Raw genomic sequence first — 25,939 nt, 5'->3', positions numbered from 1 at the left:
TCACTACAAGTAGGGAGATTCACTACGTTTATCATCCTGCAATCTCTACATAATCGTCTGCCTTTGGGATAATTTCAAAAATAGAATGCCACGCATCGGGAATGATCGTCAGTTTTCGTTTTTGGAGATCTAACCAAGCACCATCTATCTCTACTGTTGCTGCTTTTACACCATTTTCTTTGTATATCTCGTGACGGAACGAGAAGCGAAAATTTTGTAGATTTAGCTTTGTCATTTCAACTTGTACGTATATCCGCTCATCAAGACCGATTTCACGATGATAGGTCAACTCCTCTCTAAAAAGAATAGGGCCGATGTGATATCTGGCAAATTCTTCTAGCGAAAGCCCCACACGGGTCATCATGTTGCTCCGTGCCTGTGCACAAAAATCAGCGTATGCGGAATGTCTAAGATGCATGTTCGGGTCTAATTGAGCCCAGAGTACTTGTCCTTCGTAATAAATATGCTGTTTCATGTCGTTTTTTGTTTCGTTTTAATATTTCATAAGCGGTATCTAGTTCGGAGAAACCAATTGCATCAATATAGCAGTTAACCACCCAGCATATGTGCCAATGGCATAACTGAATACCGATAGGATAACCCCTATAGAAACGAGTGAAGGATGAAAGGCAGCCGAGGTCACCGTGGCAGATGCTACGCCTCCAATATTGGACATGCTGCCTACCGCAAAGTAAAAAAAAGGAGCTTTGATCCATTTTCCCACTATAAATAAGAGGACAGCATGTATGCCCAGCCAGATGATACCTACAATAAATAGTCCAGGATTTTCCAAGATCGCGGCAATGTCCATCTGCATGCCAATAGTTACGATCAACATATAGAGCATGGTTGTTCCTAATTTAGAGGCTCCCGCATTTTCCAATTTGCGTGCCGGTGTAAATGAGAGTGCAATGCCAATCAATGTGGCGACTAAGACTATCCAAAAGAAGCTGTTGGTCAATGAAAATTTTTCTAATTCGGGGAAATGGTTGGTCATATACGACGCTATTGGTTCTGCCAATAACGATGCGAGGCCCGTCCCGCCTAAGGCAAGCGATAACATGATAATAAAATCTTTTGCTTCGGGTATACGGCTACTCGTTTTCTGTTGTTCATCCATTCTTTTGGTCAGTTCTTCTACATCTGAAGCATCCGCTTTAAAAAAATGATTGAATTTTTGATGCTTAGTGGCGCCATATAACAGAAAAGCCATCCATATATAAGCGACAAATACATCTACAGCAATAATAGAAGAAAATAACGAAGGAGAAGGCTTCAAAATTTCTTTAAGTGCCACCTGATTAGCACTTCCACCAATCCAAGACCCTGCTAATGCTCCCAATCCACGCCATACTTCGTCGGGGCCGGCCCCACCCACGATCTGGGGAGCAAATAGCGAGGTAATCCAAACGGCGATGGGGCCGCCAAAAACAATGCCAACGGTTCCAGTCAAGAACATCAAACCAGCTCGTTTACGTAGATTCCACAGTTCTTTCAGATCTAGGTTTAACGTAAATAGAATCAAACATGCTGGAAGAAAAAAACGACTTCCGATGCCTGCAAGGGGAGAGTTTTCGCCATCTATAATATGTGCAGAGTTAAGCAAGCCGGGAATAAAATAGCAAAGTAGCAGCGGTGGGATAACCGAATAAAATCGGATAATATATTTATTTTTCAAGCTTGACGTGTAAAAAACGACTCCTAGAACAACCATTAGTAAACCAAATACCACGGCGTTATCCGCTATGAGCGGTGTAACTTCTCTGATAGCATTTTGCATATTTTGTGTTAATTGCTAAATTGCTCGTGAATTTATGTAATCTTTTTTTAAACCGTAACATATAACATGATTAATCGCAGAGATTTTATCAAGAATAGTGGACTGGTCATTACCTCAACAGCGATGAGTGCTCCCTTGTTTGGAGCTGTTGCAGAAAGCAAGAAAAAGGTCATACGCGTGGGGTTGGTTGGGTGTGGGGGACGAGGAACGGGGGCTGTCTTCCAAGCATTGGCAGCAGACCCTGACGTACGGGTGACGGCATTGGCGGATATTTTTGAAGATAACCTGAACAATACGCTATCTGCGCTAAAGCAGAAATACGGTGACCGTATAACCGTCAACGATAAAACGTCCTTTCTCGGATTCGATGCTTATGAAAAGCTGATAAAATCGAAAGTAGATGTGGTGTTATTGTGTACACCACCGAATTTTAGACCTGCGCATCTTGCATTAGCCATAAAAGAAGGCAAGCATGTTTTCTGCGAAAAACCTGTTGCCGTGGATATACCAGGGTTACATCAGGTAGAAGCGGCCGTCAAGTTGGCAAAAGAAAAGGAATTGTGTTTAGTGAGCGGATTTTGTTTCCGTTATTCTTTTCCAAACAGACAGGTTGTTTCTCAAGTACACGACGGTGCTATTGGAGAAATTAAAGCGCTTTCTTCGTTTCGACACGGTGGTGAATTGAGTCATAAAGAAAGAAAACCTGAATGGAATGATTTAGCATACCAGCTGCGCAATTGGTATTATTACCAAAGATATTCCGGTGATATGCTCGTGGAGCAGACGATACATAGCGTAGATTATATGTCATGGATCTTAAATAATAAGCTTCCGCATAAAGTAACTGCTACGGGCGGACGTCAAAGTCGACCGTGGAATAAATACGGTAATGTTTATGACCACTTTGCTGTAGAATATGAGTATGAAAATGGGTTTCGAGCTTTTCATTTTGGTCGTCAACAGAATGGAACAACACCACGTAACACCGTGGAAGCTATGGGAACGAAAGGGTATATAAATGTAGGGATTAACACCAGCTATGAAATTTTCGGGGATAACCCCTGGCGTAATACCGACCCTCTTAATAACATGTATCAAACACAACATGACGAGCTGTTTAAGGCGATAAAAGAGAAGCAAATCATCAATGATGGTGATTTTATGATAACCTCAACGTTAATGGCGATTTGGGGGAGATTATCAGCATATTCGGGCAGAACACTTTCCTATGATGAGGTTATCCATTCGAAAGAAGTTTTAGGGCCACCTGTGGAGGATTATCACTGGGACATGAAAATAGATGAGCTGACGATTCCGAGGCCGGGACATTATAAGTTTACGTAGCGATGGGACAAATAAAGATATTAGTTGTTGGTTGTGGTAATATGGGTGCATCACATGCGGCCGCCTATCATAAATTGGCAGGGTTTGAGCTTGTAGGTTTGGTCTCCAGAGGAAACAGCAAGCATCGTGTTAACTCCCGGCTTGAAGCGACCTATCCGACATTTGATGATTATGATGTCGCCTTGTATCAAACAAAACCGGATGCGGTTTGTATTGCGACGTACCCCGATACACATGAAGCGTATGCATTGAAGGCTTTTAAGGCGGGGGCACATGTATTTATTGAAAAACCATTGGCAGATACTGTGGTAGGAGCGGAGCGGGTGGTTCAGGCAGCTAAACACGCGGGTAAAAAGCTAGTCGTAGGCTATATCCTTCGCCATCACCCATCCTGGACCAAATTTATTGAAATAGGGAAGACATTGGGCGTTCCTTTGGTATTCCGCATGAATTTAAACCAGCAAAGCCAAGGATTTATGTGGGATGTACATCGGAATTTAATGAAGAGCCTGAGCCCTATCGTTGATTGTGGCGTGCATTATATTGATGTGATGTGCCAGATGACGGAAGCTCGTCCTGTTCGTGTCTCTGCTATTGGCGCTCGTCTAACGGATGATATACCATTGGATAACTATAATTATGGACAATTGCAGATACATTTTGATGATGGTTCTATAGGTTGGTACGAAGCTGGGTGGGGGCCGATGATAAGTGAAACAGCATTTTTTATAAAAGATGTTATAGGCCCGAAAGGTGCGGTTTCTATTGTTGCAAACAAAGCGGGTGGGAAAGGACAATCTGATTCTGTCGAGGCGCATACCCAAACGGAATCATTACGTGTGCATTATGCAGATATAGATGAAAAAAATAAGTTTATCAAACCAGATGAATGGATAAATTTAACAGACGAACCTAGTCATCAAGAACTATGCGATCGGGAACAGTTATATTTTCTACGGGCTATACAGGAGGATTTAGATTTATCCAAGTCTATGGAAGATGCGGTTAATAGTTTAAGAATAGCGCTTGCTTGCGACGAATCCGTCAAGACCGGTGGGATGGTGTCGTTGTGAGGAGCTAAGGTATATTCAGATACTTATGTGTTTGGAGGGAAATTTCCCATTGCGGATTCTCTTTTACATATTCAATGATCAGCGGTGTCATTTCTGTGGTCTTAGACCATTCGGGTTGTAGATATAATTTACAGTTTTTTCCGACAAACCGAGCGTGCTCTTCTGCCCATTGAAAATCACTTTTATTGAAAACGATTACTTTCAATTCGCCGGCAGCATTTAACACGTCGGGGCGTGGACCCTTGAATTTTTTAGGAGATAAACATATCCAATCCCAATATCCAGATAACGGATAAGCCCCCGATGTTTCTATAAAAGTTTGTATACCTGCATCTTTTAATCCTCTTGTGAGATAATCTAGATTGTAGAGCAGAGGCTCTCCTCCTGTAATAACAACTGTTTTTGCAGGGAATTTCTTTGCATTTTCAATGATTGATTCTGCCGACGTCAGTGGATGTAGTTCCGCATTCCAGCTTTCTTTGACGTCACACCAATGACATCCTACATCACACCCTCCTAGGCGAATAAAGTATGCGGCCTTCCCTGTATGATATCCTTCGCCTTGTATCGTGTAAAATTCTTCCATCAGTGGAAGCAGCGTGCCGTCTTCCGGAACTTGATTTGACATTTTCTGCATTTTTGAGAGTACAAAGATACGAAAAAAAACGACGTAGGGATGTGTCCGAGCATGCTCCGGGTTTATTGTATACGCGCGGTAGAACGTATAAAAACGACTTCCGTTTTAAGCATATATTGAATATCTTTGCTTTCGCAACGTTACGGGGTATTTACAGCGTAGTATGCTGGCGCTCTGTAATTGCTAAGTTTCATTTTTTTAATAAATTAAAATCATATTCGTAGATGATTAACATTACACTACCTGACGGGTCTGTCCGTCAGTATGAAAAAGGGACTACGGCTATGCAGGTAGCACAGTCGATTTCTGAAGGTTTAGCTAGAAATGTGCTAGGTGCGGAAGTAAACGGTGAAGTATGGGATGCATCCAGATCGATAGAAGAAGATGCTTCTGTCAAATTGTTGACCTGGAACGATGATAAAGGAAAATCTACCTTTTGGCATTCGTCTGCCCATTTACTGGCAGAGGCGTTGGAGGCATTGTACCCGGGGATAAAATTTGGGATCGGTCCGGCCATTGAAACCGGATTCTACTACGATGTAGATTTCGGTGATCGGGAATTTTCTTCCGACGACTTCAAGCAGATTGAAGACAAGATGTCGGAACTGGCGAAGCAAAAAGAAACATTTGAACGTAAGTCGGTTTCGAAAGCGGATGCCTTGGCCTATTTCACATCGAAGGGGGATGAGTATAAGTTGGATTTGATTAAGGATTTGGAAGACGGTAAAATCACGTTCTATACACAAGGTAATTTTACAGACCTTTGTCGTGGGCCACATATTCCGCACACAGGAGTAATTAAGGCAATCAAATTGACAAACGTCGCTGGGGCATATTGGCGCGGAGATGAAACACGTAAGCAACTGACCCGTATATATGGCGTTAGTTTTCCGAAAGCATCTGAGCTAACCGAGTATTTAAAATTTATTGAGGAAGCGAAGAAACGTGACCACCGTAAGCTGGGAAAAGAATTGGAGCTTTTTGCTTTTTCGGAGAAAGTAGGAGCGGGGCTACCACTTTGGTTGCCTAAAGGAGCTACTCTTCGTCAAAAATTACAGGAATTTTTGCAACGGGCGCAGGTAAAGGCAGGTTATGAACCTGTCGTGACACCACACATCGGACATAAACAATTGTATATAACCTCGGGGCATTATGAAAAGTATGGAGAAGATTCGTTCCAACCGATTCAGACACCGGTGGAGGGAGAGGAGTTTTTTCTGAAACCGATGAATTGCCCGCATCATTGTGAGATTTATAAGACAAAACCTCGCTCATATAAAGATTTGCCTGTACGGTTTGCGGAGTTCGGGACAGTTTATCGTTATGAGCAATCCGGGGAGTTACACGGATTGACGCGCGTAAGGGGATTCACACAAGATGACGCACACTTATTCTGTAGACCAGACCAGGTGAAGGAAGAGTTTAAGAAGGTAATCGATTTAACATTATACGTATTCGATGCATTAGGTTTCGAGGATTACACAGCGCAAATTTCGTTGCGCGATCCAGATAACCGGACGAAATATATCGGGACAGACGAAAATTGGAGTTTAGCCGAAACGGCGATTATGGAAGCGGCTGCAGAGAAAGGGCTTCCGACTGTAATTGAATATGGTGAAGCTGCATTTTATGGGCCTAAACTTGACTTTATGGTGAAGGATGCGTTAGGCCGGAAGTGGCAACTGGGAACAATTCAGGTGGATTACAACTTACCAGAGCGCTTTGAATTGGAATATACGGGGAGTGATAATCAAAAACATCGTCCTGTGATGATTCATCGTGCACCCTTTGGCTCCCTAGAACGATTTATAGCGGTTCTCATCGAACATTGTGGAGGGCAATTCCCATTATGGCTTGCTCCTGAGCAATTTATAATTTTGCCCGTATCTGAAAAATATGAGGAAACTGCCAAAAACCTTTTAAATTCGCTAAATAATTCCGATATTTGCGGACTGATTGACTTTCGTGATGAGAAGGTCGGTCGTAAGATCCGTGATGCGGAACTGAAAAAAATCCCTTATATGTTGATTGTAGGGGAGAAGGAGGCCGAAAATGGCACAGTTTCTGTTCGTAAACATGGATCGGTAGATTTAGGCTCGATGAGCCCGCAAGCTTTTAAGGAATTATTAATTAAAGAAATAACCGTTTAATATTTAAACATTTGGCATTAAAAAGATCAGGTGGTTTTAGACCGCCAATGAGAAAGAAAGAACCAGAACATCGCATTAACGAATTCATCAGGGTACCAGAGGTCCGTCTGGTGGGTGAAAATGTTGAGCAAGGCATTTATCCTACTCGTAAAGCATTAGAAATGGCAGACGAGCTGGAACTTGACCTAGTGGAGATTTCACCAAATGCCAATCCTCCTGTTTGTAGGGTCATTGATTATAGTAAATTTGTATACGAGCAGAAGAAGAAGCAAAAGGAAATTAAATCGAATGCGAAACAGACTGTTGTTAAAGAGATCCGTTTTGGGCCAAATACGAATGATCACGATTTCGAATTTAAGTTAAAACATGCTATAAAGTTTTTAGAAAATGGCGAGAAAGTTCGTGCATATGTGCATTTCAAAGGACGTGCTATCGTTTTCAAAGAACAAGGTGAGATTTTATTATTGCGCTTTGCGCAAGCATTGGAGGACTATGGGAAAGTAGAATTGTTGCCTAAACTAGAAGGTAAAAGGATGTTCTTGACACTTGCCCCAAAGACAGCTCCGAAAAAATAAATACGAGAATCTAACAGATTGATATAAAATTAATTTCATTATGCCAAAAGTAAAAACCAATTCCAGCGCGAAAAAACGCTTTAAATTGACTGGAACAGGTAAGATTGCAAGAAAGAGCGCCTATAAGAGCCACATCTTGACAAAAAAGGAAACGAAGCAAAAGCGTAACTTGACACAAACAAGTTATGTTTCCGATGCGGATATGGGCAACGTAAAACGTATGCTTGGCATCGGTAAATAAGTTTTATCTCCATTTAATAAATAATTTTGTAACCGGGTATTGGGTCGTAAGATTGCTGAAAAACGTAACACCTTATACCAAATTAAATTTAAAATAATATGCCACGTTCGGTTAACGCAGTAGCTTCGAGAAGAAGAAGAAAAAGAATCATGAAAATGGCCAAAGGCTATTTCGGTTCGAGAAGCAAAGTTTATACTATTGCTAAAAATACAGTAGAAAAAGGTTTACAGTACGCTTATCGCGACCGTAAAACTAAAAAACGCGAGTTCAGAGCTTTATGGATTCAGCGTATCAACGCGGGTGCACGTCAGCATGGGATTTCTTATTCTCAGTTGATCGGTAAGTTAAATGCTAAAAACATTGGTCTAAACCGTAAGGTATTAGCTGATTTAGCGATGAACAACCCTGATGCTTTTAAAGCAGTAATTGATACCGTAAAATAGAGTTTTAACCCGCTATCAATTTGTTAGATACTTAAGAGAGGAGCCGTTAGGCTCCTTTTTTTGTGGTGACTTCGGCAACGTTTGCGTAACTTTTTTTTGATAATTGAGTTATCTGGTTTAAATTGCGTGTATATGCAACCGATTGCATTTCATTGTTTTTTATAAACCAAAAAAAGTCAATATGAGAGAAAAACTATTTTTGATGTGTATACTATTTCTCAGTGTATGGAAAGGTCATGCCCAGCAAACGGAAATCACGGGTACGGTGGTGGATGCCCAGTCAAGTTCACCCTTAGCGGGCGTTACGATCCGATTTGAGGGAGCCGCAAGCGACGCCTCAACGTCGACAGATGAATCGGGGCGGTTTCGATTAATGGTAAGCGAAGCTGCGGGAAAAGTTAAATTTACCTTAGTTGGATACGTAACTAACCAAGTAGAATACAATGGGACTGCCTTATCTACAGTTGTCTTGACAAAAGAAAATACTTCATTGGATGAGATTATTGTGGTGGGGTATGGAACAGTGAAGAAGCGCGATTTGACGGGGTCAGTCGTTTCCGTGAAGGGAGAGGAAATAGCAAAAGTACCTTCTGCCAATATCATTGAATCTATCCAAGGGAAAGTGCCGGGCGTAGATATTACACGAAGTAATGGCTCGGCATCCTCAGGAGTTTCTATGACCGTAAGAGGTAATCGATCTATTACGGCACAAAATGGTCCTTTATTTATTGTAGATGGTGTTCAGTATAGTAATATTCAGGATATTAATCCGAATGATATAGAGTCGATGGAAATATTGAAAGATGCTTCTTCGACAGCAATTTACGGGTCAAGAGGAGCTAATGGGGTGGTTATTGTTTCTACAAAGAGAGGAAAAGCCGGTCGGGCGCGTATCGATGTTAATTCTTATGCGGGGGTATCTAAAGTTGATCGGTATCCCAGCGTGATGAATATAGACCAGTGGGTCAAATTAAGGCGAGAAGCGTATCGTGCCACAGGTAGATGGAGTTCTGAGGCAGACGATAAGAATGCGTTTAATGATGCAGAATTGGAAGCCATTCGCAATAATGATTATATCGATTATTTTGATTTGTTGGTGAAAGACGGTATGCAACAAAACTATCAAGTCAGTATTAATGCAGGTAACGATAAGACCACGGTATATTTTAGTGGAGATTATTTAAATGAGCGGGGAATTTTCGATATGGATATGACGAACCGTTTTGGAGGACGTTTGAATATCGATCAAAAATTGGGAGACTTTTTCAAAGCCGGTATGCAGTCGCAAGTGACGCGATACGAAATTGATAAACGAAGAGACCCGTTAAATCAGGCCAATAAAATTAATCCCCTAGGCCGGGTATATGACGATGCAGGTGATTTGATTATGTATCCTCTTAGCGGTTCGGCTATTAGCCCTTTAGCCGATATGGAACCAAATGCTTATAAGGCTGAAGGAAACATAACGAGAACCCTAACGAACGCCTATGTAGAGCTTACAAACTGGAAGGGGTTCTCGGGAAGATCCACATTAGGTGTTACGTTTACGAATACGAGAGATGGATCTTATGCCGGATCCTATACCATCGACCGCAACGGTTCGTTCTCGAAAGCGACTTACGATGCGGAAAATAGTTATCTCATTAATATGGAAAATGTGCTGTCTTACCAAAAAGAAATAGAGGATCATAGTTTTACCATCACGGCAGTTAACAGTTTTCTATGGAATAGGTCAGATAATATCAATGCCTCTGGGGAGGAATTATTATTAGATGGTCAATTGTTTTATGCTTTGGGTAATGCAGGCAGAAATCTGGCAACAAATACAATGTATTCAATGAATAACCTGGTTTCGTTCGCCGGCCGTCTTAACTATGCTTATAAAGGGAAATATTTGTTAACTGCTACAGGCCGTACGGATGGTTCTTCTATATTAGCACAGGGAAGAAAATGGGCTTTCTTCCCATCTGTTGCGGCAGCATGGCGTATAGTAGATGAAGATTTTATGACGAATCAAAATACATTTAGTGAATTAAAGTTACGAGCTAGTTATGGAAAGGCGGGAAACTATGCGGTAGACCCTTATTCGACGCAAAATACTTTAACTCGTGTGGCGTTTGCATGGGATGATGAACAAGCCACAGGGTATACGTTTTCACCACGAATAGGTAATTATGGTTTGGGTTGGGAAATTACGGCGACAACCAATGTAGGAGTGGATTTTGGGTTTTTACAAAATAGGTTTAACGCTTCGATTGATCTGTACGATTCTCGGACGACCGATCTTTTGCTCGAACGTGGCTTACCGCCTACAACAGGCGTAACTTCTGTCATTCAGAATGTCGGAAAAACGCGTAATAGAGGTATTGAAATCGCATTGAATGCCAATGTAATACAAGGAAAAGCGTTCAAATGGAACTCAGCACTATCCTTCACCAGCAATAAGGAAGAAATTATAGAACTTGTCACAAAGGACGATGATATTGGTAATGGATGGTTCATTGGCCAACCAACGGTTGTATTCTATGACTATGATAAGGTCGGTATATGGCAACTAGGAGAAGAAGAGGAAGCCGCGAAATGGGGACAAGAACCTGGAGATATTCGAGTGAGAGATATCAACAAAGATGGGAAGATCGATGCGTCAGCTGATCGTATCATTCTTGGAACACCGCGGCCGAATTGGTTGGCAGGATGGGATAATACCTTTACTTACAAGGGTTTTGATTTAAATGTGTATGTGTTTGCCAGGTGGGGTCAGATGGTCCGTCCGGATTTCTTGAGACGATATGACCCGCAGGGATTAGGACAAAGTACGGCTGCTATCGATTATTGGACACCAGAAAATCCTACGAACGCCTATCCGAGACCAAATTCTGGATCATCACTTAGCAGTATGTTATACACGAGTACGTTAGGCCATGTGAATGGTTCGTTTATCCGCGTACGTAATCTGTCGTTAGGTTATACTTTCGACAACTCGATTTTAAAATCAGGTCTAGTGAGAAGTTTGCGTATTTATGGAACTGCTCGAAATCCGTTTACATGGACAAAAGCAAAGGAATTAAAAGAATATGACCCAGAACGCGGAGGATCGGAGAATTTTCCAATGACGAAGTTATTTGTTTTTGGTTTAAATATTGGGTTTTAAAAAGTAAAAAATATGAAAAATATAGTTTTTAAATGGATTGCAGGAGCTTTACTGTTGAGTGTAACGATGTCCTGTAGCGATATGATAGAAGAGTATAATCCAAGTGGTATTACGTCGGAAACGGTGTATAATACCCCTCAGGGATTCGAAACCTTGATAAATGCAGCGTATTCTTATCAACGTTGGTGGTATGGGAAAGAAGAGGGATATAGTTTGTCTGAAATGGGAACTGACCTGTGGATGAGTGGGGCAGGGGATATCTACCCTGATCTGACAAAGTATATAAACCTGCAAGGTAATAATGGCGCTATAGAAACGGAGTGGAAAGCGTTATATGCTGCCGTGAATATTTGTAATGCCGGTATCTCCAGAATAGATGGTGCTGGCTTTGAGGAGGACCTGAAGAACATACGCTTGGCAGAGTTACACTTTTTACGAGCATTTTATTATTGGCATATTGTGGAAACATGGGGAGGGGTACATCTATCCATAGAAGAAACAAGCGGTATTGTAACAACAGCTAATAAATCCGCAATAGAAGATTTTTATAAGCTAATAGAAGAAGATTTGTTGCTTTCTATACAGTATTTACCTAATACGACGTCAGACTATGGACGGGTAACTAATCCAGCTGCAAGAGCGTTTCTATCCCGAGTGTATTTGACGATAGGCAATGACCAAAAAGCAAATCAATACGCCACATCGGTTATCAATGGGAATTTTGGTTTCGAATTGGAGGAAAAATACGCAGATCTCTGGGATATGTCGAATCTTAAAAATAATGAGGTGATATACGCCGTCAATTATTCGACAAATTTAGCATTAAACGATAAAGAAGATGAAATCCTTAATCCGTTGGGACATAGCCGTGGAAGCAATAATGGACACTTGATGTTTATTATGAAATATGATACCGAGACAGGCATGATGCGGGATACCGAAAATGGCAGACCCTTCAATCGGTATATGCCTACACGATTTTTATTGGATCTATTTCCCGCGGGCGACGAGCGATATGAGGGAAGTTTTAAGGAAGTTTTCTATGTTAATAATCCAATTGGCAATTTAGCATTGGGAGATACTGCGGTGTATACAACCAGAAAAGCGATAAATTCGTCAGGTAAAGCATACAAAATATATGATCGGAATTATATGTATCAAACAGATGGTAAAGTTAAGGATCAGCTGAGATATCCTACACTCTGTAAATTTTTAGATAACACGAGAGCGTCTGCTAATGAAGCGCAAAGTGCGCGGGATGTATTTGTGATACGTTTGGCGGAATTGTATTTAAATGCAGCAGAAGCCCAATTGAAATTAGGGAATCTGGATTCTGCAGCGTACTGGGTAAATATTGTTCGTGAGAGAGCTGCGAAACCGGGGTTTGAAGAACAAATGAAGGTTGTTCCATCGCAAATAACGCTTGATTTTATCTTGGATGAACGGGCTAGAGAGTTTGCTGGCGAACAGATCCGTTGGTTCGATCTAAAACGTACAGGTAAATTATTCGACAGAGTAAAAAACAATAATCCAGATGTTGGACCGACTTTGCAGAACCATCATGTCGTCCGACCGATTCCGCAAGAACAGCTTGATGCGATTTTCAATAAAGAGGAGTTTAGACAAAATGAAGGTTATCAATAAAACCGCAATAACAAGTGTCCGAATGGATACATAAAATCACAAAATAGCAAAAGGAGACCATTGGTCTCCTTTTGCTATTTTGTGAAACAGGGTTTTACTGTGGCTGTTCCGTAGTAGGTACTGCGGGTGTCACCGGTTTAGCATCTGGGCTAATACCTAGTTTTGTACGTACGTCCATCGATATATCTTCTCCACCTTGGAAGTAAATAACATTTCCGGATGAAGTATCCAATACGTAAGCATATCCTTTTTCTTTAGCTACAGCATTGATAGCGGTCATAACCTTGGTCTGGATAGGGGTCAAAAGCTCTTGTTGCTTTTTACTCATATCTTCTTGTGCGACACGTTGTACTTCTTGTATACGCTGTTCGATGTTTTGAAGCTCCTCTCCTAATACCTGTAGTTCTGCATCAATGGTTTCTTTGTTTGCCTCACTCCGGCTTCTGTATTTTTCGTTAGCTTCGGTTTGTTTCTTTTGAAACTCAGCATACATCCCCTGTAATTCTTGTGTTTTCGTCTCGTTCAATGTTCTTAACTGATCATTTGCCGTTTTAAATTCAGGAGTTAACTGAAAAATTTCATCGGCATTGATATGACCAATCTTTTGTTGAGCATTTACCTGTTGTAAGCCCAAAAATACCACCGCTACTAAAGCTACACTTCTAAATAAATTTTTCATTCTTCTCATTTTAATCATTTTTTGGTTCTCTTTTATCAACCAAAACACTTTTTTGTTTTATAAATATACGTTAATAATTAATTGCAATTTCTTGCTACAAGTATAATAAAAAAATTAATTCGCTAGGCTTGGATTCGGTTTCAAACCTAATTTTGTAACGATGTCATTACTTTTATCTAAGCTGGGATTAGCAAATAGAATGGCGACTTCGCTACCTTTATCCAGAATCAAATCCAAACTTTCACTTTTAGCCAATTCCTGTATCGCATTTGATACCCGATCTTGGATAGGTTGTATTAAACGGATTCTTTCTTTGTATAGATCGCCCTCAAAGCCAAATTTTTGACGTTGAAAATCTTTTACTTGTTTTTCTTTATTTACAATTTCATCTTCTCTACGACGGCGCATATCTTCATTTAATAGCACTTGGTCATTTTGATAAGCTTGGTACAGTTTTTCAATTTCCTCGTATTGTTTATCGACCTCCGTTTGCCATGTACTGGAAAGGTTATCCAATTGTTTTTGTGCAGCGGTGTATTCCGGGATATGTTTTAAAATATATTCAGAATCTACATACGCCAAACGCTGAGCGGAAGCTAGGGTTACTGAAGCTACAATCAAACTGACGATAAATATTACCTTTTTCATATATTTTCAAATTACTTATTTCTCTAAATTTTAGGACAATAATAGTTCCAAAAAGTTTAAAATCCTCCCATGTTTTGTAATATGCTGAATGTGAAGTTCTGTTTCCATTGACTAGACTGTAAGCCCGGAATCGGATCGAAGGCATGGCCATAATCGATCCCCAACATGCCAAAAATAGGTAGAAAAATACGTGCACCTATACCAGCCGAACGACGCATTTTAAGAGGGTTAACCTCACTAAATTTATTCCAAGTATTCCCTGCCTCAGCAAACGCGAGAACAAATACGGTTGCCTGTTCATTCAGCATAACAGGGTGGCGAAGTTCTAATTGATATTTTGCATAGATAGGGCTACCAGAATTGATAGCTCTGTTTATACCGTTATTCTGCGATCCCGTGGATTCTGGAATAATGGTACCATTAGCATAACCTCGCATGGCAATAATTTCCGAACCCTGTAAAAAGTCAAAGCCCATCATCCCGTCTCCACCGAGCTTAAAGCGTTCGAATGTAGAGGTCTCTGTTCTATTTGTATAGTTACCCAAATAACCGAACTGAGCTTGGCTTTTCAAAACTAATTTCCCTACAATTCTTGTGTACCACTGGCTATCAAACTTCCATTTATGGTACTCAGTCCACTTATATTTCACTTCGCTCGGTGCGTTTTGATAATCGATACTGTTCCAAGCAGAGTATGGCGGTGTTAACTGCACAGAAAATTTAAAATGTGAACCGGAAGTAGGATAGATGGGCGCATCTACCGAATTTCGACTGATTTCCTGCGTGATGTTCATATTATAGGCAGTACCATTATCAAATAAGAAGTAGCCGCCATAGTTTTGTAATTTGTAACGTTGGAAAGACAATGACGTATTGACTTGGAAGTAATTGTCCGGCCATTGTAGGCGTTTACCTAAAGTTGCAGTTACCCCAGTCATCCAAATACGGCTGAGTTGATCATCTGAGACCATTTGACGACCGGTAAAGTAATCAAATCCACCATATGATGAGTTAGACGTGTAAGCACTCAGACCAAAATAAATTGGTTTCTTACCGCCTAACCATGGTTCTGAAAAAGAGAAACTATACGATTGATATCTTTTCCCTGACGTCTGACCACGGATACTTAACTTTTGCCCATCGCCTCGGGGAAGGGGTTTCCAGGCGTCTTTTTTGAAGAAATTACTTGTCGAAAAATTGTTGAATGTTAATCCCAATGTGCCGATTACTTGCCCAGCACCATATCCTCCTGAAAGCTCTACCTGATCAGAGGGTTTTTCTGCGACATTGAACACAATGTCGGTGGTTCCCTCCTCATAATTCATGGAGGATTGCGGAATGTCAGGTTGAATCTTCTGTTCGTCAAACATGCCCAATTGCGAGATTTCGCGGATACTACGCATAATCAGCTCCCGTGAATATTTTTGTCCGGGTTTGGAATAGATGGAACGTAATACGACACGGTCATTGGTGACATCGTTTCCTTTGACAATAACATTATTAATAGTGAACTGTTTCCCCTCACTTATTACGATCTCTACATCGACGGTATCGTTATAGATACGTTTAATAATGGGCTGGACACCAAAAGTAAGATAGCCATCGTTCTGATAGAGTGCACTGATGTCGTCACTATTTCGAGTTGGTCCTTGAAGTTTGGTGGTTAATTTTTCCTCACTATATACATTTCCTTTTTCAATGCCCAACAACAAATTCAGTACGGAGTCTGTATATTTCGAGTTTCCAGACCATTGAATATCACCCATATAATAACGGGGACCTTCGTGAAGATTGATATGTACGTCAACTTCATTATTGTCATAACGCGAAATGCTATCCACAAGAATTTGGGCATCTCGATAGCCTTTATCTTGCATCTTGGCAATTAGGTTTTCTTTTGCTTCTTTATATTTGTCGTCTTTGAATTTTCCCGGTCCGAAAATACGGTACCACCGACGTGGTTTTACCCCTTTTAAGTACTTGCGTAGCTGCCGATCTGAAAATTCTTCATTTCCATCAAAATATACACGATGAACTTTGATTTTTTTGTTCTTTGTGACATTGACAAAAACAATTTCGTTGTTTGTTTCTGCGCTGTCCTTTTTTGTGGATATTTCTATTTCAGGATAAAGAAAAGACTTTTCACGAAGAAATTTTTGGATCGTCGATCGGGTGGTTTTTAATAAGTTTTCGTTAACTATCCTACCCGAGCTGGTATTTAAACGCTTTTGTACTTCCTCTTTTTCGCCCTTTTTAAGTCCATCAATCTCAATGCGTGTAAGACGTGGACGCTCGCGCACACGGATCTCCAAATAAACATTCTCCCCCTCAAATCTTTCCGCATATAACTGTACATCATCAAATAAATTTTGCGCCATTAAGGTTTTGATAACATTGGCTGTTTCTTCACTAGGAATTTCGATATATTGACCTACAACTAATTTAGAAATAGTAATCAATACATCGTTGTCCAAGTACTCTGTACCGGAAACCCGTACGCCGCCGATGATGTAATTTTTAGGATCTAAATAGCTGATATCATCAGGGTCGTTTAGGTTAATCGGGTTGTTTCCTTGGATTTGAGCGAGTAAAGGTTGCCCCCCGAAAACTAGTGTAAATGTTATTAAATATAGTAAGCGCTTCATTTATTCTATTTTCTCGGTGCTAAAGTACACCAATCTCTTGTTAATTTTTGTTAAAAGAAATAATAATAACCAGCCTTTTAATTAGGCTCCAAATTGATGATGCAAAGGTAATAAATTTAATATTATAGCTGTTCGCTTGTTTTACCATATCTTCTTTCTCTTTGCTGATAATTATAAATCGCTTCGAAGAGGTCGTCACGTTTAAATTCCGGCCACATTTTCTGTAGGAAGCAAAATTCTGTATACGCCATTTGGTAGAGAAGATAATTGCTGATCCGCTGTTCACCACTTGTTCTGATCATTAGATCCGGGTCAGGTATCTCGGCAGTATACAGATTGTTACGGAATACCTTTTCGTCTATGTCTTCCAGGTTCAATTTGCCCTCCGCGACTTGTTTAGCGATAGACTTCGTCGCATCAATAATTTCCGCTCGAGCACCGTAGCTTAATGCGAGCGTGAGTACACACCGGCTGTTGTTTTTTGTTAATGTTATCGTGTCTTCCAATTTCGTTTGACAGTTTTGTGGTAAATCACTAATACTGCCTATAGCGTTTAAACGAATATCATTTTCCAAAAAGGTTTTGGTTTCTTTTGCCAGCGTATCTACCAGCAGTTCCATCAATGCGTTAACTTCTATCTTTGGCCTGTTCCAGTTTTCCGATGAGAAGGCATAGAGTGTCAAATAGGGTACACCAATTTCTATACAGCCCTCCAATGCTTCCCGAACAGCGGTTACACCATTCTGGTGGCCGAAGATACGTAACTTTCCAAAGCCTTTTGCCCACCTGCCGTTTCCATCCATAATAATAGCTACGTGTTGAGGTAATGCTTTCGGATTTATCTTTTGTTTGAAATTCATTTCTTTTATCGGGCTTCCTTATACGGGTTTTATGGCGTAAAGATAGACGTTTTAGCGCAATATGGAGGTATTAAATTGTGTTAAAATATATTGTTAATAGTTTCTCACGTCCAATCCCCAAAGCAATTTTTCACGTAGGGTACCAAAAAAGCTATCGGAAGCTAAGCGGATAAGGTGCACACGGAAAGATGCGCGTTTAATACGCAGTTTAGTGGTGGTGTTCAATGTCTCGTTCTGGGAGTCACAACTGAGGATATATTTGTCAGTTCTACTTTCAATCTCTAATTCAAGTTCGCTATCCGCCGAGATAACAATTGGTCGTACATTTAAATTATGTGGAGCAACTGGAGTGATGACGAAATTGCCACTTCCTGGCATGATAATAGGACCGCCGCAGCTTAGGGAATATGCCGTAGAGCCCGTTGGCGTAGCAATGATAATACCATCAGCCCAATACGAATTCAAAATTTCACCATTCAATGCTACATTGATCGTGATCATAGACGATGTGTCGTGGCGAAAAACGGTAATATCATTTAACGCGAAATTAGTATCTCCGAAAATTCCTTGCTGATCGCTGCCTACTTCTAGCAAGTCCCGGGCTTGTAATGTATAGCGTCCTGCTAGGATATCGTCGAGTGCTTGGATTATCTTTGTCTTATGAATAGATGCTAAAAAACCGAGGCGTCCGAAATTAATTCCGGCAATCGGAATACCTGAATCCCGAACTTGCGACACGGCGGAAAGCATCGTGCCATCACCACCAAGACTTAATAGAAATAAAATGTCTTTGGGAAGATCGTTGTGGCTATAATATCGAAGGAAGGAATCGGGACAGGTTAAATGTCCATTCAAAAAATCGTAAAAATCAGAATATATATAAATAGTGATGTCTTTTTCTTTCAAATAGGAAAACAATTGTTCGACATAGGGAACAACGGATGAATTGAAAGCCCTGCCATATATAGCGATGGATTTTTGTTGCATAAAAAGCGGTTTTATCAAAACTTATGCAAAGATGCTAAAATTACGGCGAGTTTTATAGATTTAAGTAATTCATTAAGATGTCATAGCGTTCCTTAATATCTGAATCTTGACTGCCATCGTTGAATGTCGCTTTGACCACATAATCGAAACGCCACAAAGAGGCAACGACGGTCGAAATATTTTTTTTATCTACTTTAATTGTCATTTCCATCTTCGTGGTGTCTGGAATGTCACGAACGGCTGTATTGAGGATGCGTATGTTTTCCGCTTCAAAAATATGGGCGATGTGTGAAAACGATATATCGTTTTTTCCGAGTTCTAATACAATTATTGCTCCCGTATCCTTGTTACCCAATGTTTCGTTGATGGCAGATAATAAGTCTGTCGACGTCACGACTCCAATATAAGCGTTCTCTTTATCTAAAATAGGGAGGATTTCTAATTGATGTGCGTCCATATACTGGAGGGCATCGTAAACGTGTTGATATTCGTATAGATACAAAAAACGTAACGACACCATTAAGCTATTCAAGGACTGCGTTTCATCATGCGCAGAAAGCAAATGATCTTCTGTGAGAATGCCCAATAAGTCCTGTTCGTCGACAACCGAAACTTGTGAAGTATGCAGTTCGCTCATCTTATCTAATGCAAACCCGATGCTATCGTCGGATTGGACGTCAAAATAGTTCTTTGTTAGAATTTCACCTATATACATGATGAACTGTTTTAAACTTAAACAAAGAAAACTTAAAAGCGTTTTTACTAGCCTTGTTTAATTATATGCTAAATTAGCAATATTACCGTTATCCCGTATACCATTTATGTAAATAACTTTTTACATCAATAAAATTTAAATTTATTATTTTTACGCCGATAATGATGCAAAACACGAAACTTATTAGAAAATAAATGGCCAGAGAAGAAGAAGAGCAGGTAAAGTTTATTCAGATTCGTGAAGTAATTAGAAAAAAAAGCCCAAAACTGGCCAAATGGATTCCTAGCCCGTTAATAAGTTACCTAGAGCGCGTGATCCATGAAGAAGAGATTAACGATATTATGACCAGATTTCGGGATTTATATGGGTTAGATTTCGTTGACGCGTTAATAGCGGATTTAGGCGTGAAAGTGATGGTGGAGGGTGTAGAGAATATTCCGGTAGATGATAGTGTCATATTTGCTTCAAATCATCCCCTTGGCGGATTGGATGGCATCGCCATCATGCAGGCGATAGGGCGGTATCGACGTGACGTCAAATTTCTGGTAAATGACATATTGATGAATGTCCGAAATTTGGAACCTCTTTTTGTTCCGGTGAATAAAATAGGAGGGCAAGCAAAGAGTGGTATTTTAGCAATCGATCAGGCTTATGCCTCTGATAATGCATTATTGGTCTTCCCGGCAGGTTTGGTTTCACGCAAGATAGGAGGAAAGATTGCCGATTTAGAATGGAAGAAGAGTTTTATATCGAAATCAAAAAAATATAAAAGAGACATCGTGCCCGTTTATATTGATGGTAAAAATTCTAATTTTTTCTATAATTTAGCTAGACTAAGACAAAAAATAGGATTAAAAGTAAACATAGAGATGTTATATTTGCCGGACGAGATGTTTTCACAACGAAACCATACGGTAACTATTCGTGTCGGAGAACGGATTCCTTTTCAGGAATTTGATAGCTCCAAAAACGAACGTGAATGGGCACACCATGTGAGGGAGATAGTATACAGAATGGGAGACAAAAAATAATATATGCAGGAGATTATACCACCGGTAGATAGAGCATTAATCAAAGCGGAATTGACACCAGATGCTTTTGTCCGTTATACCAATAATGGAAATAATGAGGTTTATTTAATCAACTATCATACAGCTCCCCACATTATGCGTGAAATTGGTCGTCTGCGGGAAGTTACCTTTCGAGGAGCTGGAGGCGGAACAGGGCTGCCCTTGGATATTGACGAAAATGATACAAGTGAATTTAACTACGACCAGCTTATTGCGTGGAACCCTGAGGAGGAGGAAATTATAGCTGGATACCGAGTTATCAAGTGTTTAGATGCTGTAGATAAAAATGGAGATCTTCATCTCTCTACGGCACATTACTTCCATTTTTCCGATAAATTTAAAAAGGAATTTCTACCTTATACATTAGAACTTGGCCGTTCATGGGTACAGCCGCGGTTTCAACCGTCGATAGATAATCGAAAAGGATTATTTTCTTTAGATAATCTCTGGGACGGGTTAGGAGCGTTGGTCGTTATTAATCCCGACGTCAAGTATCTGTTCGGGAAAGTCACTATGTATCCACACTATAATGAAACCGCACGTGATTTGTTGATCTATTTTATGGAGCATTATTTTCCGGATAAAGATCAATTAGTTGTTCCCTTTGAACACCTTAATTTAAAATATAAAACAGATATTACCTCTTTTATAGGCATGTTTGATAACCTAACTTATAAAGAAGGATATAAATTACTCAACACAAAAGTTAGGGAGTTAGGTGAAAATATTCCACCACTTATTAATACTTATATGAATTTGTCACCGACGATGCGTACGTTTGGCACAGCATTGAACGATGAGTTTGGAGAGGTAGAAGAAACGGGTATCATGATTACGTTAGCGGATGTCTATCCGGCTAAAAAAGAACGACACATGATTACCTACGAGCGTGATAAAAAAGATGGATCAAGGTTGAAAGAGCAAGGGTAAAGTAAATCCGTACCCTTGCTCTTTTTTCACTAACTTAACTGTGATTTAACCACTTCTGATATGGTTTTCCCATCAGCTTGTCCGGCAAGTTTTTGGTTTGCAGCGGCCATTACTTTCCCCATTTCTTTGACGGATGTCGCACCTACCTCTGTTATAATATCTTTTATAACCTGCTCAACCGCAGACCGGTCTAATTGCTTGGGTAGATATTCCTCTATGACCTGTAATTCTTCCATCTCAATTTGGTACAAGTCGTCCCGATTTTGATTTTTATAGATATCCCCTGATTCCTTGCGTTGTTTTGCTAGTTTTTGCAATACTTTGATCTCCGTGTCTTCGCTGAGTTCTTCTACTTGAATCTTTTCGGTTTTTGCTAATAGTATGGCAGCTTTTATAGCGCGTAGACCACGTAGTTTAACGTTATCTTTTGCTATCATGGATACTTTGATATCCTGGTTTATTTTTTGTTCTAATGACATGTTGTGTGAATTATAGATCGAGGGTTTGACGCCTTCGTATTACTGAAAATTATTATTTTGTACATTCGTAAATGGTGCAAAATCCAAACGTTTGCGGCCTTACCCTGGTTTCCTTAAAACCTACCTTCTGTGTAATGGTGGCAAATCGTTTCCCATCCGGAAAATTTGCCACAGATTCGGGAAGATAAGAGTAGGCACTTGAATCTTTAGATATGAGCTTTCCCAATGCGGGTGTCAACTTATGAAAATGAAAATGGTACAATTGTTTTATAGGAAAGGCAGTGGGGTTAGATAATTCCAGGATGACAGCTTTACCGCCTGGTTTTAATACACGACGAATATCAGCAAGTCCTTGCTCAAGGTTTTCAAAGTTTCGAACACCGAAAGCAACGGTAACGGCGTCAAATGTATTATCGTCAAATTGAAGCCTCTCCGAGTCGCCAAGTTGAACCTCAAATTGATTTCCCAATCCCTTTTTCTCGATTTTTTTACGAGCTATATCCAGCATACCTGCTGAAATATCCACCCCTATGATTTTTTGAGGATTTAATATTCGAATGGATTCCAGAGCAAAATCACCCGTACCCGTCGCTACATCCAAGATAAATTGTGGATTGATGCTACGCAAGGATCGAATCGCCTTTTTACGCCAAATGGTATCTATACCCATGGTCATCATCCGATTCAATATATCGTAAGTTTCGGATATGTTGTTAAACATATTCGCTACTTGTTCTTTCTTTCCACCTTCCTGCGCTTTGTAAGGTTTTATCGTGCGGGTGTCATTTGCCATAAAGCAAAGATACGTTCTATCTGTTCTTTTGCATAAAAATAGTGGATAAATCTCTTTTTTTGCGAATGGAGTTAGTACCTTTTTTTATACCTTATTCGCACCTTATTCGCACCTTATTCGCACCTTGTTCGCCCGGTTACCGTACTTTTTACGAGGATTTACCGGGGATTTACCGTGATATCTCCGGTAAATCCCCGGTAGTTACTCGGTAAATTCTCGGTAAACGGGCGAAGCGCGTCCGAATATGAACTGAAGCCGTTCCGAAAGAAGTATAGAGTAGATGTGTTGTTGAATACTGTGCTTTTCGCAGAGCGATGATTTCTTTGTATAACTGTTTGGTACTGAATATGAATGCTGTCGATATACCTATTTTTGCTTTAAGATACACCGCAGGTGTTGGTTTTTTAACATTGCTATTAGTTATTAACATTTCTATAATACCCTGATTTTAAAGAGACTTTTTAAAGCGCTTACACGTTATTAACAGTAGGTGTGGAAAATGTAGGCATGAAAGCCCGTATCCGCAAGGGAGTTATAACCGGTCTTTTTTTGCAGTATATTGAGGTGTGTACAAATAGTTGGATTCTTCCTGTTTATTTTTTATATTTTTGTTATTCGTTACAAATCAGCACTAACAATAAACAGAGGATTTTTTTGGAATGGCAATAGAGAATGAATTTTCGAACAATGCGGGGGGCAGAACGAACTTTGCTAAGAAACGGGCTAGCCTTAATAATTTAGTCAGTGGATTGGGCAAGTTGCCTCCGCAGGCATTGGATTTAGAGGAAGCTGTGTTAGGAGCGCTGATGCTCGAGAAGAACGCTCTTAGTGAGGTCATCGATATCCTTAAGCCAGATTCGTTCTATAAGGAAGCACATCAAAAAATATACGAGGCCATTTTTAACTTGTTTCAGCAGACTTCACCCATTGACCTGTTAACCGTGACAGCCGAGTTGAGGAAAATGGGCGCACTGGAAATGGTGGGAGGGGCATACTATATTACACAATTGACGGACAGGGTTGTTTCTGCCGCGAATATTGAATACCACGCCCGCATTATTTCCCAAAAATACATTCAGCGGGAGCTTATTAAAGTATCGACCGAAATTATAAATAATTCTTACGACGAAACGACGGATATATTTGACTTATTAGACCATGCTGAGAAATCACTATTTGATATCGCACAAAATAACTTGCGCCGTGATTCGCGAAAGATGGATGATATTATGCGGGAAGCAATCACCAATTTGGAAGCGCTTCGTGACCGTACGGACGGATTAACCGGCATTCCTTCAGGACTAACTGCGTTAGACCGCATGACGTCTGGTTGGCAGCCTTCTGACCTGGTTATTATTGCTGCACGTCCTGCGATGGGGAAAACCGCTTTTGTATTATCGGTCGCACGAAATGCAGCGGTAGACCATCAACGGCCGGTTGCGGTATTCTCATTGGAAATGTCATCCGTGCAATTAGTTAATCGCTTGATAGCCGGTGAAACGGAAATCGAACAGGAAAAACTTAAAAAAGGAAATTTAGCTGACCATGAATGGCAGCAATTGCATTCGCGAATCGGAAGACTAACAGAAGCACCCCTTATCATTGATGACACACCTGCGCTCAATGTTTTTGAATTCAGAGCGAAATGTCGCCGTTTGAAAGCACAGCATGATATTCAAATGGTCATTGTGGATTACCTACAATTAATGCATGGAAAAAGTGAAGGAAAAGGTGGTGGTAACCGAGAACAGGAAATTGGTAGCATTTCACGTGCGTTGAAATCCGTTGCCAAGGAATTGAATATTCCGGTATTAGCACTTTCCCAGTTAAGCCGTGCCGTAGAATCCCGGCCTGGAAACAGTAAGCGTCCGATGTTGTCAGATTTGCGGGAGTCGGGTTCTATTGAGCAGGATGCCGATATGGTATTGTTTCTTTATCGGCCAGAATATTATGGACTCACCGAAGATGAAGAAGGACGTCCTACGGCCGGTGTAGGTGAGGTTATTATTGCGAAACACCGGAATGGTGAAACAGGTATTGTACCACTGCGCTTCATCGGTAAGTACGTGAAGTTCGTGGATTTGGAAGAGGATTTCGGCGGTGCCGATTCTTTTGGAGGAGGTGGTGATAATTTCTCGGCAATCGGGCCGTCTGACGCGTTTGGTGGCGCGGGAGGTTTCGGCGGTGGGGGTATTACGATGCCTTCGCGGATGAACGATATGCCTGACGATGCACCATTTTAGGGTGAAAAAAAGCCTACATTTCGTAGGCTTTTCTAAACGAAACATGGAAACAAATACCCCGATTCTATGGGTAAGTCGTTACCACTTTACTTACTTTCCAGCCCTCTTGACTGTGGTTTAGCGTAATATAATCTACACGAGTGAAGTTGTCAAATTTCATGGTGGCTTTAGCGACACATGCTTTGCCACTTTCATCCAGCATCTCATAGGTCGTTTCACAGTTGAATTTTAAACCTTTGTTAGCTTTCAAAAAGTTAGTATATATCTTTTTATTGTAGCACACATTGTTAGCTGTATTTCGGTATTCGAAGTCTTCCGAAAAAAGAAACTTATTGAATTCGATGCTGCCGGCTGTAGCTGCCTCTAGATAGGTAGCGATGATACGCATCGAATTAAGATCTTTCAGCGGGTTAATTTTGTTAGCCGCAAACGAACTGAGTGATGTCATCATGATAAAGGCCGTTGCGATGGTTGTGATTGTCGTTTTCATTGTATTAAGTTTTAATGTTGTTAATATTTTTTTAATCTTTCGTCTTTTTAACTGTTTTGATGACTCAAAGATATTCTCGTGCTTTATAATACAGAACCCCAATTAGACCAGCATTTGATATTTCTCGGTAAAACCGTTGTAATATTCGGTGAATTATTTTACCGATTGTCATTATCTTTTTATTGTTCATAGCTTCTGTTCTGTGCTTTCCAACTACATTGCCAAAAAATGAAATGTTTCATTATAAACTATTTGTGTTTTTTAAAGCCTTTTGCCTGTAGTTCGGATATGAACAGCAAGTGTGCGTATGCGGACGGGTAATTTTCCGATTAGTTCGCGAGGCGTTTTACGAATGGATGTTT

The 25,939-nt window shown here is 40.4% G+C and carries 24 protein-coding genes; 11 read left to right on the top strand and 13 right to left on the bottom strand.

From position 1 onward, the window contains the following. Positions 1-31: 31 nt before the first annotated feature. Positions 32-475, bottom strand: a complete 444-nt coding sequence (locus H8B17_RS10295; protein ID WP_190309080.1) for an acyl-CoA thioesterase — start codon at positions 473-475, stop codon at positions 32-34. A gap of 39 nt (positions 476-514) precedes the next feature. Further along, a complete protein-coding gene (locus H8B17_RS10290) occupies positions 515-1,780 on the bottom strand; it encodes a DUF819 family protein (RefSeq protein WP_190309079.1) in 1,266 nt (421 codons plus the stop codon). A 66-nt stretch (positions 1,781-1,846) separates the two neighbouring features. Between H8B17_RS10290 and H8B17_RS10285 the strand changes: the two genes are divergently transcribed. Further along, entirely contained in the window at positions 1,847-3,124 is a 1,278-nt protein-coding gene (locus H8B17_RS10285) for a Gfo/Idh/MocA family protein (protein ID WP_190309078.1), read from the top strand. 2 nt (positions 3,125-3,126) lie between these two features. Beyond that, positions 3,127-4,197 carry a Gfo/Idh/MocA family protein gene (locus tag H8B17_RS10280; protein ID WP_190309077.1) on the top strand — a complete coding sequence of 357 codons (1,071 nt, stop codon included), beginning with the start codon at positions 3,127-3,129 and terminating at the stop codon, positions 4,195-4,197. A gap of 4 nt (positions 4,198-4,201) precedes the next feature. Here H8B17_RS10280 and H8B17_RS10275 read toward each other — a convergent pair whose 3' ends face one another. Then, on the bottom strand, positions 4,202-4,825 hold the full coding sequence (locus tag H8B17_RS10275; protein WP_190309076.1) for a 7-carboxy-7-deazaguanine synthase QueE: 624 nt from the start codon (positions 4,823-4,825) through the stop codon (positions 4,202-4,204). Between the two features lie 233 nt (positions 4,826-5,058). Between H8B17_RS10275 and thrS the strand changes: the two genes are divergently transcribed. From thrS to H8B17_RS10245, 6 genes are all read left to right on the top strand, one after another. Beyond that, entirely contained in the window at positions 5,059-6,984 is a 1,926-nt protein-coding gene (gene thrS / locus H8B17_RS10270; protein ID WP_190309075.1) for a threonine--tRNA ligase, read from the top strand. A gap of 47 nt (positions 6,985-7,031) precedes the next feature. Then, entirely contained in the window at positions 7,032-7,559 is a 528-nt protein-coding gene (gene infC, locus H8B17_RS10265; protein ID WP_380933672.1) for a translation initiation factor IF-3, read from the top strand. A 40-nt stretch (positions 7,560-7,599) separates the two neighbouring features. After that, positions 7,600-7,800 (top strand): 50S ribosomal protein L35, encoded by a 201-nt coding sequence (gene rpmI, locus H8B17_RS10260; RefSeq protein ID WP_105715938.1) that lies wholly within the window; start codon positions 7,600-7,602, stop codon positions 7,798-7,800. 98 nt (positions 7,801-7,898) lie between these two features. Beyond that, on the top strand, positions 7,899-8,243 hold the full coding sequence (rplT, locus tag H8B17_RS10255; protein WP_105724249.1) for a 50S ribosomal protein L20: 345 nt from the start codon (positions 7,899-7,901) through the stop codon (positions 8,241-8,243). Positions 8,244-8,424: 181 nt separating this feature from the next. Beyond that, entirely contained in the window at positions 8,425-11,394 is a 2,970-nt protein-coding gene (locus H8B17_RS10250) for a SusC/RagA family TonB-linked outer membrane protein (protein ID WP_190309073.1), read from the top strand. Positions 11,395-11,406: 12 nt separating this feature from the next. Further along, positions 11,407-13,038, top strand: a complete 1,632-nt coding sequence (locus H8B17_RS10245; RefSeq protein ID WP_190309072.1) for a RagB/SusD family nutrient uptake outer membrane protein — start codon at positions 11,407-11,409, stop codon at positions 13,036-13,038. Positions 13,039-13,132: 94 nt separating this feature from the next. Here H8B17_RS10245 and H8B17_RS10240 read toward each other — a convergent pair whose 3' ends face one another. The 6 genes from H8B17_RS10240 to H8B17_RS10215 form a co-directional block, all read right to left on the bottom strand. Next, positions 13,133-13,717, bottom strand: a complete 585-nt coding sequence (locus tag H8B17_RS10240) for an OmpH family outer membrane protein (protein ID WP_190309071.1) — start codon at positions 13,715-13,717, stop codon at positions 13,133-13,135. 114 nt (positions 13,718-13,831) lie between these two features. Further along, positions 13,832-14,365: an OmpH family outer membrane protein gene (locus H8B17_RS10235; protein ID WP_190309070.1), complete on the bottom strand. Its 534-nt coding sequence runs from the start codon at positions 14,363-14,365 to the stop codon at positions 13,832-13,834. A 56-nt stretch (positions 14,366-14,421) separates the two neighbouring features. Next, on the bottom strand, positions 14,422-17,010 hold the full coding sequence (gene bamA / locus H8B17_RS10230) for an outer membrane protein assembly factor BamA (RefSeq protein ID WP_190309069.1): 2,589 nt from the start codon (positions 17,008-17,010) through the stop codon (positions 14,422-14,424). Positions 17,011-17,132: 122 nt separating this feature from the next. Then, positions 17,133-17,870 carry an isoprenyl transferase gene (locus H8B17_RS10225; protein ID WP_190309068.1) on the bottom strand — a complete coding sequence of 246 codons (738 nt, stop codon included), beginning with the start codon at positions 17,868-17,870 and terminating at the stop codon, positions 17,133-17,135. Between the two features lie 93 nt (positions 17,871-17,963). Then, complete coding sequence (locus H8B17_RS10220) at positions 17,964-18,857, bottom strand: NAD kinase (protein ID WP_190309067.1); 894 nt, start codon at positions 18,855-18,857, stop codon at positions 17,964-17,966. Positions 18,858-18,909: 52 nt separating this feature from the next. Beyond that, a complete protein-coding gene (locus H8B17_RS10215) occupies positions 18,910-19,572 on the bottom strand; it encodes a CBS domain-containing protein (RefSeq protein ID WP_190309066.1) in 663 nt (220 codons plus the stop codon). 194 nt (positions 19,573-19,766) lie between these two features. Between H8B17_RS10215 and H8B17_RS10210 the strand changes: the two genes are divergently transcribed. Together H8B17_RS10210 and H8B17_RS10205 are read left to right on the top strand one after the other, a co-directional pair. Beyond that, positions 19,767-20,603: a 1-acyl-sn-glycerol-3-phosphate acyltransferase gene (locus H8B17_RS10210; protein ID WP_190309065.1), complete on the top strand. Its 837-nt coding sequence runs from the start codon at positions 19,767-19,769 to the stop codon at positions 20,601-20,603. Between the two features lie 3 nt (positions 20,604-20,606). Beyond that, a complete protein-coding gene (locus tag H8B17_RS10205; protein ID WP_190309064.1) occupies positions 20,607-21,572 on the top strand; it encodes a GNAT family N-acetyltransferase in 966 nt (321 codons plus the stop codon). A 29-nt stretch (positions 21,573-21,601) separates the two neighbouring features. On the opposite strand, the gene H8B17_RS10200 is transcribed toward H8B17_RS10205, so the two are convergent. The 3 genes from H8B17_RS10200 to H8B17_RS10190 all read right to left on the bottom strand — a co-directional run bounded on the left by H8B17_RS10200 (position 21,602) and on the right by H8B17_RS10190 (position 23,274). Next, positions 21,602-22,051 (bottom strand): GatB/YqeY domain-containing protein, encoded by a 450-nt coding sequence (locus tag H8B17_RS10200; RefSeq protein WP_190309063.1) that lies wholly within the window; start codon positions 22,049-22,051, stop codon positions 21,602-21,604. 52 nt (positions 22,052-22,103) lie between these two features. Further along, positions 22,104-22,844 (bottom strand): bifunctional demethylmenaquinone methyltransferase/2-methoxy-6-polyprenyl-1,4-benzoquinol methylase UbiE, encoded by a 741-nt coding sequence (gene ubiE, locus H8B17_RS10195; RefSeq protein ID WP_190309062.1) that lies wholly within the window; start codon positions 22,842-22,844, stop codon positions 22,104-22,106. 169 nt (positions 22,845-23,013) lie between these two features. Further along, complete coding sequence (locus H8B17_RS10190; protein ID WP_190309061.1) at positions 23,014-23,274, bottom strand: hypothetical protein; 261 nt, start codon at positions 23,272-23,274, stop codon at positions 23,014-23,016. A 229-nt stretch (positions 23,275-23,503) separates the two neighbouring features. Here H8B17_RS10190 and dnaB point away from each other — a divergent pair, with 229 nt between their 5' ends. Further along, positions 23,504-25,087 carry a replicative DNA helicase gene (dnaB, locus tag H8B17_RS10185; protein WP_190309060.1) on the top strand — a complete coding sequence of 528 codons (1,584 nt, stop codon included), beginning with the start codon at positions 23,504-23,506 and terminating at the stop codon, positions 25,085-25,087. A 64-nt stretch (positions 25,088-25,151) separates the two neighbouring features. Here dnaB and H8B17_RS10180 read toward each other — a convergent pair whose 3' ends face one another. Continuing rightward, entirely contained in the window at positions 25,152-25,577 is a 426-nt protein-coding gene (locus H8B17_RS10180; RefSeq protein WP_190309059.1) for a hypothetical protein, read from the bottom strand. Positions 25,578-25,939 lie beyond the last annotated feature (362 nt).

The sequence above is a fragment of the Sphingobacterium arenae genome (assembly GCF_014692505.1).
Classification (GTDB): domain Bacteria; phylum Bacteroidota; class Bacteroidia; order Sphingobacteriales; family Sphingobacteriaceae; genus Sphingobacterium; species Sphingobacterium arenae.
This window is presented reverse-complemented; position numbering and strand designations above follow the sequence as displayed.